Here is a 16,689-nt window from a genome sequence, read left to right on the forward strand (position 1 = left end):
TCGTAGATTGGGGTAATGGCCACAAAAAGATCGCAGCCTCGTTTCACTCGACAGCTCCTACAGGTTTACGCGAATCCTTTGTAGGAGCTGCCGAGTGAAACGAGACTGCGATCTTTTGATCTTTCAGCTGAGCTTGAACCCACCCATCTGCCGCGCCAAGTCATCCGCCAAGCGCTGCAACATCTGGCAATCCTCACGACAAGCCCTGACTTCTCCCGCCGTCGCCCGGGCCAGATCGGAAATCCCCTGCACATTGCGGTTGATCTCTTCGGTCACCGCCGACTGCTCTTCCGTCGCCGTTGCCACCTGATGGTTCATGTCGCTGATGCGCTCGATCTGCCCGGTAATCGCCGTCAACGACGTCCCGGTGCGCTGGCTTGACTCAACGCCAGTGCCGGTCGCCGCTTGCCCGGAATGCATCGAGGACACGGCATTCTCCGCCCCCTGCTTGAGGCTGCCGATCATTTGTTGAATCTCGTCAGTGGACGATTGCGTGCGCCGCGCCAAAGTCCGTACTTCGTCCGCCACCACCGCAAAGCCACGCCCCATATCCCCGGCTCGCGCCGCTTCAATCGCGGCATTCAGCGCCAGCAAATTGGTCTGTTCGGAAATCCCGCGAATCACCGCCAGCACTTGATCGATGGACGCCACTTGATGGGCCAACTCCCCCACCGCCGTGGCAGCGACGCCGATTTCATCGGACATGCTTTCTATATGCCGGATCGACCCGCCAACCACTTCCCGGGCCTGCAGCGCTTCATCGCGAGCAGTTTGCGAGGCGACGGCGGCGTTGCCAGCGTTCTGGGCAATTTCCTGCACGGTCAGGCCCATTTCGTGAACGGCGGTGGCGACCATGTCGGTCATTTCCTGCTGACGCCCGGAGCGTTCGGCGGTGTTCTCCACCACCTTCGCCACTTGGCCGACGGCGGTGCGCAGACGCTCGCTGGTGGTCAGCACTTCACCGATCATGTCGCGCTGACTTTCGAGGAACCGATTAAAGCCCCGCGCCAAGTCACCGAGTTCGTCGGCGCGGCTGGAATCTAACCGGTGGGTCAAATCTCCACCACCGCTACCGATGGCTACCAGTGCGGCTGTTACCTGACGGATCGGTCGAACCATTCCACGGGCCAGCAGCACCACCAGCAACAGGCACACCAGCGCTACCGCGAGGCCGATGCCGCTGCTCATCCACATCGCGCGGCGGGCTTCGGCGTAGATCTGCGACTGTGGCACTTCGGCCACCAGGGTCCAGCCCAAATCGCGCAGCGGCAGGCTCAAGGCCAGGAAATCTTCGCCGTCACGCACGAAACCACTGTTGGTGGCGACTTTTTGACCCATGACAGCCTGAGCCGCCGGGGCGCCAATCTGCTCAGCAAGCGTACGTTTGCCGCTGAATTGCGCCTCGGGGTGAACCTGGATCAAACCGTCGGAGCGCACGAGATAGACTTTGCCGCGCTCACCGAAGTTGAAGTTGTGGATCAGCTCCGACAGCTCTTTCATGCTCAAGCCGAGCCCGGCAACGCCCACGACTTTACCGGCCTGCTCGACCTTGAGGTCGATGAACAGCGCCAATTCTCCGGTCGCGGTGTCATTGTCGATATTGAGGGTTCGGGGCTGGTTGCTGTCGAGAAAGGCATAGAACCAGGCGTCCTTGGGATTGGAACGGCTGAGCGTCCGGTCCAGGCCTTTTTCCGTGAGGTAGTGGTTGGACGCGGTGCCGACAATCAGCGCGGTAAAGGCCTTGTGCTCGGCGCGGATGCCTTCCAGGTACTTCACGAAGGTGTCGGTCTGGGCACTGTTTTCGCCTCCGGCCAACCAGTCGCGCACCATGCTGTTGCTGGCGATGTCCTTGGCGGCGGTGAGGGGCTGGACGAGGATGCGTTCGATGTCGTTGCGCATCGCTTCGATGCTCGACGGCAGCGCTTGTTCGACCAGATAGCTCTGGGCGAGGCGGTTGACCACCAGGGTATAAACGCCAACCACGATCAGAATACTGACCAGCAGGGCGGTGCCCATACTCAGGATCAACTGCCATTGAATACTGCGTCGCCAGAACTGCATGGAACACCCCCAAAGAATAAGTGGCTGAAACACTGCAACAGCCGTGCCGATTGTATACAACTAAAACGACAATTTATTCTTTGGTTGTGCACAAAGCCGATCAGGCCTGATTGATCGTCTTGGAAATCACTTCAACCGTGGCGCTGACTTGCTCTTGGTAACGGTCGAGTTCCTGCTGGTGCTGCTTTTTCATTTCGATCTGCTGGGAGCACAGATTCATCGCCGCCAGTACCAACAAGCGGTCGCCGATCAGCGTCGGGTATTTGCGTTTGGTGTCGGCCAGGGCTGCCTTCAACATCAATGCGGCGTCCAGCAGGGTCTGCTCTTCCCCTTCCGGCGCCTTGATCGAATAGTCCTCCCCCAGGATCGAGACGACTTTTACCCCTGCGGCGCCCTGATTCATGCGCTGACAGGGCCGGCGCTGACGCGCTCAACCAAGGCCTGGATGCGGGCGGCGGTGGCGCCTTGTTTCTCTTCCTGTTCCATCAGGCTCAATTGCAGGCTTTCGTTTTCATCCTTGGCCTGGGCCAGTTCGGCGCTCAGGGTCTGGTTGGTGCCGAGCAGGCTCTGGTTCTGTTGCACCAGGTCGCTGACCAGTTGTTCCAATTGACTCAGGGATGCTTCCAACATTTTGATTTTCCAGGCTTTTTCAAAGGGCGCGTACGATAAAGAAAAGTCACCACGGATGCCAGGGTTATTGGGACGCAAGGCCTTGATTTTCCTGACGGGCGACGTTCCTCGCGAGTTTTAAAGACTGTGATTGGCGGATCTGGTTCCTGCACTTCGTCGCCGGGGCCTGCCTGCGACAAAATCGCGCAGGGACTCAAGACTTTAGTCGTATGACCGATAAGTCATGCATACAGCAGTCTCAGCCCCGCATGGATGCGTCTTTTCGGTACATACCATGTCCCTTCGAAATATGAATATCGCACCGCGGGCCTTCCTCGGTTTTGCGTTGATTGGCGCGATGATGCTGATTCTGGGCGTGTTCGCGCTGAATCAGATGAGCAAGATTCGCGGCGCCGCCGAGGAGATCACCTCCAACAGCGTCCCGAGCATCAAGAGCCTCGATGAGTTCACGCAACTGACCCTGCGCCTGCGGGTGCTGTCCTATCGACTGCTGGTGAATCGCGAAGCCGATGCACAGCAGAAAACCACGGAACTGATGGAGTCGCGCAACCAGCAGATCCGCACTGCCCAGGCCGTCTACGAGAAACTGATCGCCAGCCCGCAGGAACGTTCGGCCTATGACCAGTATGTGCAGTTGCTGGCTCAATACCGTCAGATCGAAGACCGGATGAAAACCCTGTCGCGCAACAATCAGATCGACGAATTGCGCACACTGATCAACACCGAACTGGTCACCAACTCCGACGCGGTGAATACCATCCTCAACCGTCTGCTGGACATCAATACCCAGCAAACCCTCGACACCAACCAACAGGCATCGGATCAGTATTCCTCGGCCTTCAATCTGGTGGTCACCTTGCTGCTCGTCGCCACGGGCCTGACGCTGCTGTTCGCCTGGCTGCTGACCAACAGCATCACCAAGCCCATCGCCAATGCATTGGGTGCCGCCGAAGAAATCGCCGAAGGCAACTTGACCCGTCCGATTACCGTCGACGGCCAGGATGAAGCCGGTCGCCTGTTACTGGCGATGTCGAAGATGCAGGATAAACTGCGTGACACCCTGCAACGGATTTCCGGCTCGGCCACGCAACTGGCGTCCGCCGCTGAAGAGCTGAACAGCGTCACCGACGAAAGCGCCCGGGGCCTGACCCAGCAGAACAACGAAATCGAACAGGCCGCCACCGCGGTCAACGAAATGACCAGCGCCGTGGAAGAAGTCGCGCGCAACGCGGTGAGCACGTCCGAAGCGTCGAAGAATGCCACCACGTCTGCCGGTGACGGCCGCGATTTGGTGCAGGAAACCGTCAGCGCCATCGAGCGCATGAGCGCCGACGTGCAGAGCACCGCGACGCTGATCGGCGACCTGGCTAACGAATCCCGCGACATCGGCAAGGTGCTGGATGTGATTCGCGGCCTGGCCGACCAGACCAACCTGCTGGCCCTGAACGCGGCGATCGAAGCAGCCCGTGCCGGTGAAGCCGGGCGTGGTTTTGCGGTGGTCGCGGATGAGGTTCGGGCCTTGGCGCACCGTACCCAGCAATCCACTAGCGAAATCGAACGCATGATCGGCAGCATCCAGAGCGGCACCGAACATGCGGTGGATTCGATGCGCAACAGCACCGAGCGCGCCGAATCGACGCTGAACATCGCCCGTGGCGCCGGGATGTCGCTGGACACGATCAACAGTGCGATTGTCGAAATCAACCAACGCAACCTGGTGATCGCCAGCGCGGCGGAAGAACAGGCCCAAGTGGCTCGCGAAGTGGACCGCAACCTGGTGAACATCCGGGATCTGTCGGTGCAATCGGCGACCGGCGCCAACCAGACCAGCGCGGCCAGCAGCGAGCTGTCGCGGTTGGCGGTGGACCTGAACACGATGGTTGGGCGGTTTAGCCTTTGATCTGAAATGAGTGGGAGCCTTCAAGAGCCACCCCTCACCCCAGCCCTCTCCCCATGGGGGAGAGGGGGAAAGGGAGCAGATCTTCATGGTTTTCATAATCTGAGTTCGGCTTGAAGTCGCAAATCGATCCTGAGTTCAATGTGATCTTTCAGGTCGATATCATTCGAATAAACACACCTCGGTCAGTCCCCTCGCCCCTCTGGGGAGAGGGGGAAAGGGGGAAAGGGAGCAGATATTCATGGTTTTCATAATCTGAGTTCGGCTTGAAGTCGCAAATCGATCCTGAGTTCAAGGTGATCTTTCAGGTCGATGTCATTCGAATAAACACCTCGGTCAGTCCCCTCGCCCCTCTGGGGAGACGGGGGAAGGGAGCAGATATTCATGGTTTTCATAATCTGAGCTCGGCTTGAAGTCGCAAATCGATCCTGAGTTCAATGTGATCTTTCAGGTCGATGTCATTCGAATAAGCACCTCGGTCAGTCCCCTCGCCCCTCTGGGGAGAGGGGGAAGGGAGCAGATATTCATGGTTTTCATAATCTGAGTTCGGCTTGAAGTCGCCAATCGATCCTGAGTTCAATGTGATCTTTCAGGTCGATATCATTCGAATAAACACCTCGGTCAGTCCCCTCGCCCCTCTGGGGAGAGGGGGAAAGGGAGCAGATCTTCATGGTTTTCATAATCTGAGTTCGGCTTGAAGTCGCCAATCGATCCTGAGTTCAATGTGATCTTTCAGGTCGATGCCATTCGAATAAACACCTCGGTCAGTCCCCTCGCCCCTCTGGGGAGAGGGGGAAGGGAGCAGATATTCATGGTTTTCATAATCTGAGCTCGGCTTGAAGTCGCAAATCGATCCTGAGTTCAATGTGATCTTTCAGGTCGATATCATTCGAATAAACACCTCGGTCAGTCCCCTCGCCCCTCTGGGGAGAGGGTTAGGGTGAGGGGTCGATCCCATGCCGAACGCAAAACCTGCCCCCACCCTCTAAACCTTTTTGACAGCATCACATTTCAACAGGTTAGAATCGCTGGCACGCAGACTGCATGGTCAGTTTGTGCCCGCCTTTCAGCTTTCTGGAGTACTGCCTTTGAATGCGACGACCATCAACAGCCTGTTCTTGATCGGCGCGTTGCTGGTAGGTGCGAGCATTCTGGTGAGTTCCCTTTCGTCCCGCCTCGGTATCCCGATTCTGGTGATTATCCTGGCCGTGGGCATGGCGGCCGGCGTCGACGGCGGCGGCATTATTTTCGATAACTACCCAACGGCCTATCTGGTCGGCAACCTCGCGTTGGCGGTAATCCTGCTCGACGGTGGCTTGCGCACGCGGGTTGCGAGTTTTCGCGTGGCGTTGTGGCCGGCGCTGTCGCTGGCGACGGTCGGGGTGTTGATCACCACCGGGCTGACCGGCATGGCAGCGGCGTGGCTGTTCAACCTGAACATCATCCAGGGCCTGCTGATCGGCGCCATCGTCGGCTCCACCGATGCCGCGGCAGTGTTCTCGCTGCTGGGCGGCAAAGGCCTGAACGAGCGGGTGACCGCCAGCCTCGAAATCGAATCCGGCAGCAACGACCCGATGGCGGTGTTCCTCACCGTGACCCTGATCGACATGCTCGCCAGCGGCCAGACCGGGTTGCACTGGAGCCTGCTCGGGCACTTGGTGCGTGAATTCGGTATCGGTGGCGTCGTCGGCCTCGGTGGCGGCTGGGTCATGTTGCAACTGGTCAACCGCATTAACCTGGCCAACGGTCTGTATCCGATCCTGGTGATTGCCGGCGGCCTGCTGATTTTCGCACTGACCAACGCCTTGCACGGCAGTGGCTTCCTCGCCGTCTACCTGTGTGGCTTGGTGATCGGCAACCGCCCAGTGCGCAGCCGTCACGGCATTCTGCACATGCTCGATGGCATGGCCTGGCTGGCGCAGATCGGCATGTTCCTTGTGCTGGGCTTGCTGGTCACACCTCACGACTTGCTGCCCATCGCCCTGCCCGCCCTGGGTCTGGCGCTGTGGATGATTCTGTTTGCCCGGCCGCTGTCGGTGATGGTCGGCCTGCTGCCGTTCAAGGCGTTCCACGGTCGCGAGAAAGCCTTTATTGCCTGGGTCGGCCTGCGCGGTGCGGTACCGATCATCCTGGCGGTGTTCCCGTTGATGGCCGGCCTGCCGCACGCCCAGCTCTATTTCAACCTCGCGTTCTTTATCGTGCTGGTGTCGCTGCTGGTGCAGGGCACGAGCCTGCCGTGGGTCGCCAAGCTGTTGAAAGTCACTGTTCCGCCGGAGCCCGCGCCGATCTCCCGTTCGGCCCTGGAAGTCCACGTCACCAGCGAGTGGGAGCTGTTCGTTTACCGCCTCGGTGCCGAGAAATGGTGCATCGGTTCCCCGCTTCGCGAGCTCAAAATGCCTGAAGGTACCCGCATCGCGGCCCTGTTTCGTGGCCAGCAACTGCTCCATCCGTCGGGTAGTACGGTGCTCGAAGTCGACGATTTGCTCTGTGTGATCGGCCATGAACACAACCTGACGGCCCTCGGAAAACTCTTCAGCCAGGCGCCACAACGCGGCCTCGATCTGCGTTTCTTCGGCGACTTCGTACTCGAAGGAGACGCCCAGCTGGCCGCGGTTGCTGCGCTGTACGGGTTGAAAGTCGAAGGCATCGATCCGGACATGTCCCTGGCCCACTTCATTGCCCAGAAAGTTGGCGGTGCGCCAGTCGTGGGCGACCAGGTGGAGTGGAACAACACCATTTGGACGGTTGCGGTCATGGAAGGGAACAAGATTGGCAAAGTGGGCGTCAGATTCCCCGAAGGAAGTCGCCCGGGTCCGGGACTCTTCCTCTAAACTGCCATTCTTTTCACCTAGTTCGATCGGTCTCTATGCCAACCCTGCGCTCTTTGTTTGCCATTGCCCTGCTGGGCCTGAGTCTCTCTATTGGTACGCTGCAAGCCGGCGAACCGCCGTCCAGCGAAGCTGTGCAGGGAAGCCTGGACAGGATCGCCGAGCGCAAACTGCCGGAAGCCGACCAGAAAGCCCTGCAATCGATCCTGCAGAACACGCTGACCCAGCTCTCCAGCAAGAGCGATTACGATCAGAAACTGATCGATCTGAAACAGCAGTTGGCCACCGCGCCCAAGCAGAACATCGAGAATCAGCGTGAACTGGCCCGGCTCAAGGCCAGCAAAGTGGTGCCGATCGAGCAGCGCTACGCTAATTCGTCGATCCAGCAACTCGAACAGATGCTGACCGAGCGCTCCACCCAGCAAGGCGAGCTGCAAAAAGCCCTGGCCGAGGCCAACAGCCTGATCATCACCGCCCAGACCCGCCCCGAGCGCGCCCAGGCCGAGATCGCCAGCAGCCAGACGCGCATCCAGCAGATCAACAACATCCTCAAGGCCGGCAAAGACGCCGGCAAGACCTTGAGCATCGAGCAGCGTGACCAGCTCAATGCCGAACTCGCGGCGCTGAACGCGCTGATCCCGCTGCGCCGCCAGGAATTGGCCGGCAACAGCCAGTTGCAGGATCTGGGTAACAGCCAGCACGATTTGCTATCGGAAAAAGTCGCGCGCCAGGATCAGGAAATCCAGGAACTGCAAACTCTGATCAACCAGAAGCGCCTGGCCCAGTCCCAAGAGACGGTGACCCAACAGTCCATCGAAGCGCAGAAGTCCGGCAGCAGCAGCTTGCTGGCCACCGAAAGCGCGGCCAACCTGAAACTCTCGGACTACCTGCTCAAAAGCACCGACCGCCTCAATGAAGTCACCCAGCAGAACCTGCAGACCAAACAGCAACTGGACAGCGTGACCCAGAGCGACTCGGCCCTGGACGAGCAAATCAACGTGCTCAAGGGCAGCCTGCTGCTATCGAAGATTCTCTATAAACAGAAACAGGCCCTGCCGCGCCTCAAACTTGATCGCGACCTGGCGGACCAGATTGCCGACATTCGCCTGTATCAGTTTGAAGTCAGCCAGCAACGGGAACTGCTCAGCAACCCGGCCACGTACGTCGATAACCTGCTGGCAACCCAACCGCCAGAACAAGTCACCCCGCAATTGCGCAAAAACCTGCTGGAACTGGCCAACACCCGCGCCGACCTGCTGGAGCGACTGAACCGCGAACTGAGCGCGGTGCTCAACGAATCCATCACCCTGCAGCTCAACCAGAAGCAATTGCTCAGCACCGCACAAAGTCTGCGGGCGACCCTTGACGAACAGATGTTCTGGATCCCGAGCAACAAGCCGTTGGATCCGGAATGGATGCGCGGCGTGCCGGAGCGCCTGCAACGCCAGGTCACCACGCTGCCGTGGACTTCAAGCCTGAGCGAATTGAGCGATGGCCTGGTCCAGCGGCCGCTGCTGTTCCTGCCCCTGGTGCTGCTGATCGGCGCCCTGCTGTGGCGGCGCAAGAGTCTGTATGCCCGCCTGAACAAGGTTCACCAGGACATCGGTCACTTCAAGCGTGACAGCCAGTGGCACACACCCCAGGCGATTCTGATCAACATTCTGCTGGCGATGCCGGTGGCGCTGGGTCTGGCCTTGTGTGGCCTGGCCTTGCAGATCGACGCCCGCGGGCAGAACGCCAATATGGGCGCGGCACTGATCCAGATGGGCCAGGCCTGGCTGGTGTTCTACACCGCTTACCGGATTCTCGCGCCGGGCGGCGTGGCCGAACTGCATTTCCGTTGGGAAAAGCCTCAGGTCGAGTTCCTGCAAGGCTGGGTCCGTCGTCTCGGATTGGTCGTGATGGCATTGGTGGCCGTGGTGGCCGTGGCTGAATTGCAACCGGCGGCACTGGCCGATGATGTGCTGGGCATGCCGGTGGTGCTGACCTGCTATGCCTTGATGGCCTGGCTGCTCAGTCGCTTGCTGATCAGCAGCCCGACCCACGAGAGCGCTTCGCTGTTCCGCAAAGCCGTGGGGATCATGTTCACGGTCCTGCCCGTCGCGCTGTTCGTGGCGGTGTGCTTCGGCTACTACTACACCGCACTGAAACTCAGTGACCGGTTGATCAACACGTTGTACCTGCTGATGTTCTGGCTGGTGATCGAAGCCACGTTCGTGCGCGGTCTCAGCGTTGCGGCACGGCGCCTGGCCTATCAACGGGCCCTGGCCAAACGCCAAGCGGCGAAAGAGGCCGGCGATGGCGAAGCGGTGATCGAAGAGCCGACGCTGGACATCGAGAAGGTCAACGAACAGTCCCTGCGCCTGATCCGCCTGGCACTGCTCGGCGGTTTCATCGCGGCGCTGTACTGGGTCTGGTCGGACCTGATTTCGGTGTTCTCGTACCTGGACAACGTCACCCTCTACGAATACACCAGCGGCACCGGCGCCAACATGAGCATGGTGCCGATCAGCATCGGCGACATGCTCGGCGCATTGATCATCATCGGCATCACCTTCGCCCTCGCGCGCAACTTGCCGGGCCTGCTGGAAGTGTTGGTGCTGTCGAAGCTGAATCTGGCCCAGGGCAGCGCCTACGCCACGACGACGCTGCTGTCCTACGTGATCGCCGGTATCGGTTTCGTCTCGACCCTGTCCACCCTCGGTGTGAGCTGGGACAAGTTGCAATGGCTGGTGGCGGCGCTATCGGTGGGGTTGGGCTTCGGGATGCAGGAAATCTTCGCCAACTTCATCTCCGGCATCATGATCCTGTTCGAACGCCCGGTACGGATCGGCGACACCATCACCATCGGCAACCTGTCGGGCACGGTGAGCAAGATCCGCATCCGCGCCACGACCATTACCGACTTCGACCGCAAGGACATCATCGTCCCGAACAAGACGTTCATCACCGGGCAATTGATCAACTGGTCCCTGACCGACACCATCACCCGGGTGACCCTCAAGCTCGGCGTCGACTACGGCTCGGACCTGGACCTGGTCAAATCCCTGCTGCTGCAAGCCGCACGGGATAACCCGCGAGTGCTCAAGGAACCCGAGCCCCACGTGTACTTCCTGAACTTCGGCGAAAGCACCCTCGACCACGAGTTGCGCATGCATGTGCGCGACCTCGGCGACCGTAACCCGGTGCTCGATGAGGTCAACCGCTTCATCAACCACGAGTTCAAGAAGCAGCACATCAACATCTCGTTCCGGCAGATGGAGGTGTACCTGAAGAACCTGCACGGCCAGGAATACAAGTTGGTGCCGGTCGAGGAAGAGAAGAAAACCATCATCTCCCGGGAAGCCCCGGCCGATGTCTCTGCTGACGTCCCGGAGCAGGAGCCGCCTCCGACCAAACTCGACTAACTGCCTTATCCCTAGCAGAATGCTCGGACATTCTGCTGGAGATGGCCGTTGAAAGCCCTCGACGAACTGACCTTCGATAATCGCTTCGCCCGCCTCGGCGACACGTTCTCAACCCACGTGCTGCCCGAACCCATTGCGAATCCGCGACTGGTGGTCGCCAGCCCTGCGGCCATGGCGCTGCTGGACCTGGACCCGGCCGTGGCCGAGACGCCGGTGTTCGCCGAACTGTTCGGCGGCCACAAGCTCTGGGCCGAAGCCGAGCCACGGGCGATGGTCTATTCCGGGCATCAATTCGGTTCCTACAACCCGCAACTGGGCGACGGTCGCGGCTTGTTGCTCGGCGAGGTCTACAACGAAGCCGGCGAGCATTGGGACTTGCACCTCAAGGGCGCCGGCCAGACGCCGTACTCACGGATGGGCGACGGACGCGCGGTACTGCGCTCCTCGATCCGCGAGTTTCTCGCCTCCGAGGCACTGAACGCCCTGAACATCCCCACCACCCGCGCCCTGTGCGTGATCGGCTCCGACACGCCGGTGTGGCGTGAGAAACAGGAACGCGCGGCCATGGTCCTGCGCCTGTCGCCAAGCCATGTACGCTTCGGGCATTTCGAATATTTCTACTACACCAAGCGCCCCGAGCTGCAAAAAGAACTCGGCGAACACGTGCTGGCCATGCACTTCCCTGAATGCCTGGAGCAGCCGGAACCGTACCTGGCGATGTTCCGCGAAATCGTCGAGCGCAACGCCGAACTGATCGCCAAGTGGCAGGCCTATGGTTTCTGCCACGGCGTGATGAACACCGACAACATGTCGATCCTGGGCATCACCTTCGACTTCGGCCCGTTTGCCTTCCTCGACGACTTCGACGCCAACTTCATCTGCAACCATTCCGATGACCAGGGTCGCTACTCGTTCAGCAACCAGGTGCCGATCGGCCAGTGGAACCTCAGCGCCCTCGCCCAAGCCCTGACGCCATTCATCAGCGTCGAGGCCCTGCGCGAAACCCTCGGCCTGTACCTGCCGCTGTATCAGGCCCATTACCTGGACCTGATGCGCCGCCGCCTCGGCCTGACCACCGCCGAAGACGAAGACCAGAAACTGCTGGAACGCCTGCTGCAACTGATGCAGAACAGTGGTGTGGATTACACGTTGTTCTTCCGCCGCCTCGGGGATGAATCACCGGAACTGGCCGTCGCCCGGTTGCGCGACGACTTTGTCGACATCAAGGGCTTTGATGCCTGGGGCGAGCTTTATGTCGCCCGGGTTGATCGTGAAGGTGCGGTTGATCAGGAACAGCGTCGCGTGCGGATGCATGCGGTGAATCCGCTGTACATCCTGCGTAACTATCTGGCGCAGAAGTCTATCGATGCGGCGGAGAGCGGCGACTATGCGGAGGTTCGCCGTTTGCATGCAGTGTTGAGCAATCCGTTCGAAGAGCAGCCGGGAATGGAGAGCTACGCCGAGCGGCCGCCGGAGTGGGGTAAGCATCTCGAGATCAGTTGTTCGTCGTAAAGCCCATCAATCCAGAGGATCAATGGCACTGACCACGCGGGCAATGATGTCTGCCATCGTCACGTCATCAAGGCGTTCAATAAACTTGGCTGACCCCTCTCGAACACGCTGCTCAATGTCGAAACTGCGCACTTGGTTGCACACCGCGACACCGTTTGTTTCGTGACCCGTAACGACCACCGCCAAACCGGAGTTTCGACTGAAACTCCCCCCACTGGTCACGGGCACGGTCATGCTCACGCCCAGCGCATTGATTTCCCTCGGTGTAATCACAACAAATCGATGGCGATTCGTCATTTCTCGCCCTGCCACCGGATTCGGGTCAATCCAAAAGACATCGCCCCGTTGCGGGGCCTGCCGACGAACCATTAACCCAACTCCCGACCAACAGGATCGCCTTCACGAGCCCAGGCTGTCTGCTCGTTCAACTCAGCCAACTCTTCTGACCCCTGAAGCAACTCATCAAGACTGAAACGCTTGCGGGATGCTTGTACAACCGGGCGAGCAATCAACTCGCCATCCACCACATTGAGCTCCAACTGAGCGCCGACCTCGAGATGCAGCAATTTCAGCAAGGTAGGGGGGAGCGTAATCACGGCGGCGCCGCCCTGGCGGCGTATTTTGGACGTCACGGACATGAGATCACTCCAATCCGAAAGGTGTGGGATGTCGATGACACGACAAGTGCAACAAAAGTAGCACGCAGATGAAAGCAACGCGAATTCCTCAAATCAAGACCGATGAAGGTTGGAGTTGCTTCCAGCGTAGCCATGGATTGCCCGCCAACAGTCAGGAAAATGTGAGCATTTGCGACATGTCGCCTTCTAGCCTCGGCCCTACAGTCTTGATAAAGACGAACCGCAACTCCAAATCAGTTGTATTGATTGCCCACTCTTTTGGAGCCTGCCATGACTGACCCACTGCTCATCCCCTGCCCCCACTGCAACGGCCTCAACCGCATCCCCGCCGAGCGCCTCGCTGACCACCCGAAATGCGGTCGCTGCAAGGCCGAGGTCCTGCTGAGCAAACCCTTTGAATTGAAACAAGGCGATTACGCCAGTCAGATCAAGGGCGATTTGCCGTTGCTGGTGGACGTGTGGGCGCAGTGGTGTGGGCCATGCAAGTCGTTTGCGCCAGTGTTCGAACAGGCGGCGGGGCAGTTGGCGGGCAAATGTCGGTTGGCAAAACTGGACAGCGAGGCGAATCAGCAGTTGTCCGCGCAGTTGGGGATTCGCTCGATTCCGAGTTTGATTCTGTTCAAGAACGGCCGGGAAGTGGCGCGCCAGAGCGGGGCGTTCCCGTTACCGCAATTGATGAGTTGGTTGCGAAGCCAGGGGATCTAAAGCCACCACAAAACAACTGTGGGAGCGGGCTTGCTCGCGAAGGCGTCGTGTCAGTCGACATTAACTTTGACTGATCCAACGCCTTCGCGAGCAAGCCCGCTCCCACTTGGGTTCTATGTCATCAGTGGGAATCAGGCGTTTTCGAGCAAGTTATGCAACTCAACAAACTGCTGCGTCAGTTTGTGCCTTGGATCGAGGTGAATCAGCGGCGTATTCGCCTGGTGCGACTCACGCATACGCACCGAACTGCCCAGGTACACCGGCAACACCGGCAAACCTTCAGCAATCAACTCGTCGAGAATTTGCTGGGGCAAACTTGCCCGGGCCTGGAACTGATTGACCACGATGCCTTCGACTTCCAGGCCTTCGTTGTGGTCTTCCTTCAACTCTTCGATTTCCGCCAGCAGGCCATACAGCGCCTGACGCGAGAAGCTGTCGCAGTCGAACGGGATCAGTACCCGATCAGCGGCAATCAGCGCTGACACCGCGTAGAAATTCAGCGCAGGCGGGGTATCGAGGTAGATCCGGTCGTAGTCTTCACTCAACTCATCGAGCAGTTTGCGCAGCTTGTTGATCTTGTGTTTGGCCTCAAGCTTGGGCTGCAAGTCGGCCAGCTCGGCGGTCGCGGTGATGACGTGGAGGTTTTCAAACGGGGTTTCGTAGATATCGACCTGGTTTTTCTTCGAGAACGGCCCGGAAGACAGGGTCTGCTTGAAGAAATCGGCGATGCCCATGGGGATGTCATTGCCGGTGAGACCGGTCAGGTACTGAGTGGAGTTGGCCTGGGCATCAAGATCCACCAACAGGGTGCGATAACCCTCGCTGGCACTGACCGCCGCCAGATTGCAGGCGATGCTGGATTTACCCACACCACCTTTCTGATTGAACACCACGCGCCGCATGTCAAAACCTCCGTGTATCAAAGAATGACCGAGTGTAGTAGTCCACAGCGTCGCTTAGCTACCTCGCGGGCATAAGGACTACACAGTCAGGCGCAATCTCTTGATGAAAATACCGCGAACTCGTCCGTTGATCGCAGACAGAGCCGACAGACCTGCGCCTGCGTAATCTGAATAATGGCCATACGACAGTTTTTTCACGAACCAACCGGTACATTTGATTGCGCAAAATGTAACCAGCATTTGCTACAGGCCCGCCGCACCGGGATAATGCGCGCCACTCGGCGCTAAGCGCCCGTTAGGTTGGCCGCCGATTGTGCGACTGGCTGCGTCAAGGAAAGCCCGCAGGGGCGGGATGAATCTTTGTGATCAACTTCAACATCGCCCAATGGCGCGCATGGGCCCCTGGGCTCGAAAGCGTGGACGATTGGCGGGCCTGGAGCCGACAACCGGTCGCGCTCCCATCCAGCGATGCCGCCCCCGACGTGTCGTTTCTGCCGGCGATGCAGCGTCGACGACTCAGCCGTCTGGCGCGGATGGCCTTCAGTGTCGGCTGGCCATTAGCCGATGGTCGGCAGGACCTACCGTTGGTCTTTATTTCCCGCCACGGCGAAACCCCGCGCACCTTCGATATTCTCAGCGATCTGGCTGCCGATCAGCCGCTGTCGCCGACCCAGTTCAGCCTGTCGGTGCACAACGCGATCATCGGCCTGTGGTCGATCATGCGCGGCGAAACCAGCGAAATGACGGCCCTCGCCGCCGCTGGCGACGGCCTTGAACACGGCATGCTTGAGGCTGCGGCGCTGCTTGGCGAAGGCGCGCCCGCCGTGCTGGTAGTGGTCACCGAAGAACAACCGCCCGAGGCCTACTCGGCCTGGATCGACGATGTGCCGTTCCCTTACGCGGTCGGTCTGCTGCTGACCCCCGGCAACGACTGGCAGCTGTCCCTGAACAGCCATCCGGATGAGCTGTCCAACGCTCACTGGCCCCATGCCCTGAATCTATTGCGTACCCTGCTCGGCCAGCAGTCAACCTGCCAACATGCCTGGAAAAATCGTGTATGGACCTGGCAACGCAACCCGTAATCGATAAAAACCGCGACGCCTACTACTGGCGCCTGCTGGCCACCGCTGCGAGCTTTACCCTGTTCGGGCTGGGCGGGCTGTGCCTGCGGCTGCTGGTTTTCCCGCTGCTCGGCTGCCTGCCCGGCGATGCCCAGGCCCATCGACTGCGGGCGCGGAAAATCGTCAGTCGCTGTTTCTGGTTCTTTGTCCGGTTCATGGCCCGCACCGGCGTGCTGACCTACGACATTCAGGGCGCGGAAAAACTCGGACGTCCGGGGCAGATGATCATTGCCAATCACCCGTCGCTGATCGACGTGGTGTTTCTGATCGGCCTGGTGCGCCATAGCAACTGCGTGGTCAAAAAAAGCCTCTGGGACAATCCTTTCACCCGTGGCCCGTTACGCCGCACCGACTACATCAGCAACGACGGCAGCATGGACATGCTCGACGCCGCGGCCGATGCACTGAAAAGCGGCCAGACCTTGATCATTTTTCCCGAAGGCACCCGCACCCAGCCGGGTCAATCGCCGGCCTTTCATCGGGGTGGCGCGGCCATTGCCCTGCGCGGTGCGAAAATCCTCACCCCGGTGATTATCAAGGTCAACCCGACCACTTTGACCAAGGCCGAGCCCTGGTATCGGATCCCGAGACGCCGCGTGCACTTCAGTTTCCGTGTGGGGGCCGATATAGACCCACAGGCCTTCGCTGCGCTGGGCCCAGCGCCTCAGGCTTCGCGCAAGCTCAACGATTACCTGCATCACTACTTTATTAAGGAGCTCGCCGAAGATGAGCGATCTACACCGTGATATCAAACTGCTGATCATCGACGCCCTGGGCCTCGAAGACATCAGCGTCGACGACATCGGCGACGACCAGACCTTGTTCGGCGAAGGCCTGGGCCTGGACTCGGTCGACGCCCTGGAACTCGGCCTGGCCATCCAGAAAAAGTACGGCATCAAAATCGATGCTGACGCCAAGGACACCCGTAATCACTTCAGCAACGTGGCGAGCCTTGCGGCGTTCGTCACTGCAAAACAGGCAGCTTGAG

General features: G+C 59.6%; 14 protein-coding genes. 8 read left to right on the forward strand and 6 right to left on the reverse strand.

Annotation, left to right across the window (positions count from 1 at the left end; translation table 11 throughout):
- Window positions 1–123 precede the first annotated feature (123 nt).
- The 3 genes from HB680_RS18990 to HB680_RS19000 form a co-directional block, all read right to left on the reverse strand.
- Window positions 124–2,061 carry a methyl-accepting chemotaxis protein gene (locus HB680_RS18990; RefSeq protein ID WP_213940089.1) on the reverse strand — a complete coding sequence of 646 codons (1,938 nt, stop codon included), beginning with the start codon at window positions 2,059–2,061 and terminating at the stop codon, window positions 124–126.
- A 100-nt stretch (window positions 2,062–2,161) separates the two neighbouring features.
- The gene (locus HB680_RS18995) at window positions 2,162–2,464 is read right to left on the reverse strand and encodes a cell division protein ZapA (protein ID WP_213940090.1); all 303 of its coding nucleotides are present in this window, start codon (window positions 2,462–2,464) and stop codon (window positions 2,162–2,164) included.
- Complete coding sequence (locus tag HB680_RS19000; RefSeq protein WP_054053207.1) at window positions 2,461–2,691, reverse strand: hypothetical protein; 231 nt, start codon at window positions 2,689–2,691, stop codon at window positions 2,461–2,463. The genes HB680_RS18995 and HB680_RS19000 overlap by 4 nt, the downstream gene beginning before the upstream one ends.
- 274 nt (window positions 2,692–2,965) lie before the next feature.
- Here HB680_RS19000 and HB680_RS19005 point away from each other — a divergent pair, with 274 nt between their 5' ends.
- The 4 genes from HB680_RS19005 (at window position 2,966) to HB680_RS19020 (ending at window position 12,335) form a co-directional block, all read left to right on the forward strand.
- Complete coding sequence (locus HB680_RS19005; protein ID WP_213940091.1) at window positions 2,966–4,591, forward strand: methyl-accepting chemotaxis protein; 1,626 nt, start codon at window positions 2,966–2,968, stop codon at window positions 4,589–4,591.
- Between the two features lie 1,085 nt (window positions 4,592–5,676).
- Entirely contained in the window at window positions 5,677–7,419 is a 1,743-nt protein-coding gene (locus HB680_RS19010) for a potassium/proton antiporter (RefSeq protein ID WP_213940092.1), read from the forward strand.
- Between the two features lie 35 nt (window positions 7,420–7,454).
- Window positions 7,455–10,823, forward strand: coding sequence for a mechanosensitive channel MscK (mscK, locus tag HB680_RS19015; protein ID WP_213940093.1), 3,369 nt, complete (start codon window positions 7,455–7,457; stop codon window positions 10,821–10,823).
- A 48-nt stretch (window positions 10,824–10,871) separates the two neighbouring features.
- Window positions 10,872–12,335, forward strand: a complete 1,464-nt coding sequence (locus tag HB680_RS19020; protein ID WP_213940094.1) for a protein adenylyltransferase SelO — start codon at window positions 10,872–10,874, stop codon at window positions 12,333–12,335.
- Window positions 12,336–12,341: 6 nt separating this feature from the next.
- On the opposite strand, the gene HB680_RS19025 is transcribed toward HB680_RS19020, so the two are convergent.
- Both HB680_RS19025 and HB680_RS19030 read right to left on the reverse strand, forming a co-directional pair.
- On the reverse strand, window positions 12,342–12,704 hold the full coding sequence (locus tag HB680_RS19025) for a type II toxin-antitoxin system PemK/MazF family toxin (protein ID WP_213940095.1): 363 nt from the start codon (window positions 12,702–12,704) through the stop codon (window positions 12,342–12,344).
- A complete protein-coding gene (locus HB680_RS19030; RefSeq protein WP_213940096.1) occupies window positions 12,704–12,973 on the reverse strand; it encodes a PbsX family transcriptional regulator in 270 nt (89 codons plus the stop codon). The genes HB680_RS19025 and HB680_RS19030 overlap by 1 nt, the downstream gene beginning before the upstream one ends.
- A 270-nt stretch (window positions 12,974–13,243) precedes the next feature.
- On the opposite strand from HB680_RS19030, the gene trxC reads away from it, so the two are divergent.
- Window positions 13,244–13,678, forward strand: coding sequence for a thioredoxin TrxC (gene trxC / locus HB680_RS19035; RefSeq protein WP_213940097.1), 435 nt, complete (start codon window positions 13,244–13,246; stop codon window positions 13,676–13,678).
- 131 nt (window positions 13,679–13,809) lie between these two features.
- Here the strand turns inward: trxC and HB680_RS19040 are convergent, their stop codons facing one another.
- Window positions 13,810–14,580, reverse strand: a complete 771-nt coding sequence (locus HB680_RS19040; protein ID WP_213940098.1) for a ParA family protein — start codon at window positions 14,578–14,580, stop codon at window positions 13,810–13,812.
- Window positions 14,581–14,936: 356 nt separating this feature from the next.
- On the opposite strand from HB680_RS19040, the gene HB680_RS19045 reads away from it, so the two are divergent.
- From HB680_RS19045 to HB680_RS19055, 3 genes are read left to right on the forward strand one after another with little or no spacing between them, the layout of a single operon-like run.
- Entirely contained in the window at window positions 14,937–15,662 is a 726-nt protein-coding gene (locus tag HB680_RS19045) for a beta-ketoacyl synthase chain length factor (RefSeq protein WP_213940184.1), read from the forward strand.
- Window positions 15,638–16,447 carry a lysophospholipid acyltransferase family protein gene (locus HB680_RS19050; RefSeq protein ID WP_213940099.1) on the forward strand — a complete coding sequence of 270 codons (810 nt, stop codon included), beginning with the start codon at window positions 15,638–15,640 and terminating at the stop codon, window positions 16,445–16,447. Before HB680_RS19045 ends, HB680_RS19050 begins: the two co-directional genes overlap by 25 nt.
- Window positions 16,428–16,688 carry a phosphopantetheine-binding protein gene (locus HB680_RS19055; protein WP_123510983.1) on the forward strand — a complete coding sequence of 87 codons (261 nt, stop codon included), beginning with the start codon at window positions 16,428–16,430 and terminating at the stop codon, window positions 16,686–16,688. Before HB680_RS19050 ends, HB680_RS19055 begins: the two co-directional genes overlap by 20 nt.
- Window position 16,689: the final 1 nt, after the last annotated feature.

It is taken from the genome of Pseudomonas sp. dw_612 (genome assembly GCF_018449725.1).
In the GTDB taxonomy this organism is placed as follows: domain Bacteria; phylum Pseudomonadota; class Gammaproteobacteria; order Pseudomonadales; family Pseudomonadaceae; genus Aquipseudomonas.

Excerpts from the sequence above, each read along its gene's own strand:
- HB680_RS18990 (WP_213940089.1), bottom strand. The coding sequence starts at position 2,061 with ATGCAGTTCTGGCGACGCAGTATTCAATGGCAGTTGATCCTGAGTATG.
- HB680_RS18995 (WP_213940090.1), bottom strand. The coding sequence starts at position 2,464 with ATGAATCAGGGCGCCGCAGGGGTAAAAGTCGTCTCGATCCTGGGGGAG.
- HB680_RS19000 (WP_054053207.1), bottom strand. The coding sequence starts at position 2,691 with ATGTTGGAAGCATCCCTGAGTCAATTGGAACAACTGGTCAGCGACCTG.
- HB680_RS19005 (WP_213940091.1), top strand. The coding sequence starts at position 2,966 with ATGTCCCTTCGAAATATGAATATCGCACCGCGGGCCTTCCTCGGTTTT.
- mscK (WP_213940093.1), top strand. The coding sequence starts at position 7,455 with ATGCCAACCCTGCGCTCTTTGTTTGCCATTGCCCTGCTGGGCCTGAGT.
- HB680_RS19025 (WP_213940095.1), bottom strand. The coding sequence starts at position 12,704 with ATGGTTCGTCGGCAGGCCCCGCAACGGGGCGATGTCTTTTGGATTGAC.
- HB680_RS19030 (WP_213940096.1), bottom strand. The coding sequence starts at position 12,973 with ATGTCCGTGACGTCCAAAATACGCCGCCAGGGCGGCGCCGCCGTGATT.
- trxC (WP_213940097.1), top strand. The coding sequence starts at position 13,244 with ATGACTGACCCACTGCTCATCCCCTGCCCCCACTGCAACGGCCTCAAC.
- HB680_RS19040 (WP_213940098.1), bottom strand. The coding sequence starts at position 14,580 with ATGCGGCGCGTGGTGTTCAATCAGAAAGGTGGTGTGGGTAAATCCAGC.
- HB680_RS19050 (WP_213940099.1), top strand. The coding sequence starts at position 15,638 with ATGGACCTGGCAACGCAACCCGTAATCGATAAAAACCGCGACGCCTAC.
- HB680_RS19055 (WP_123510983.1), top strand. The coding sequence starts at position 16,428 with ATGAGCGATCTACACCGTGATATCAAACTGCTGATCATCGACGCCCTG.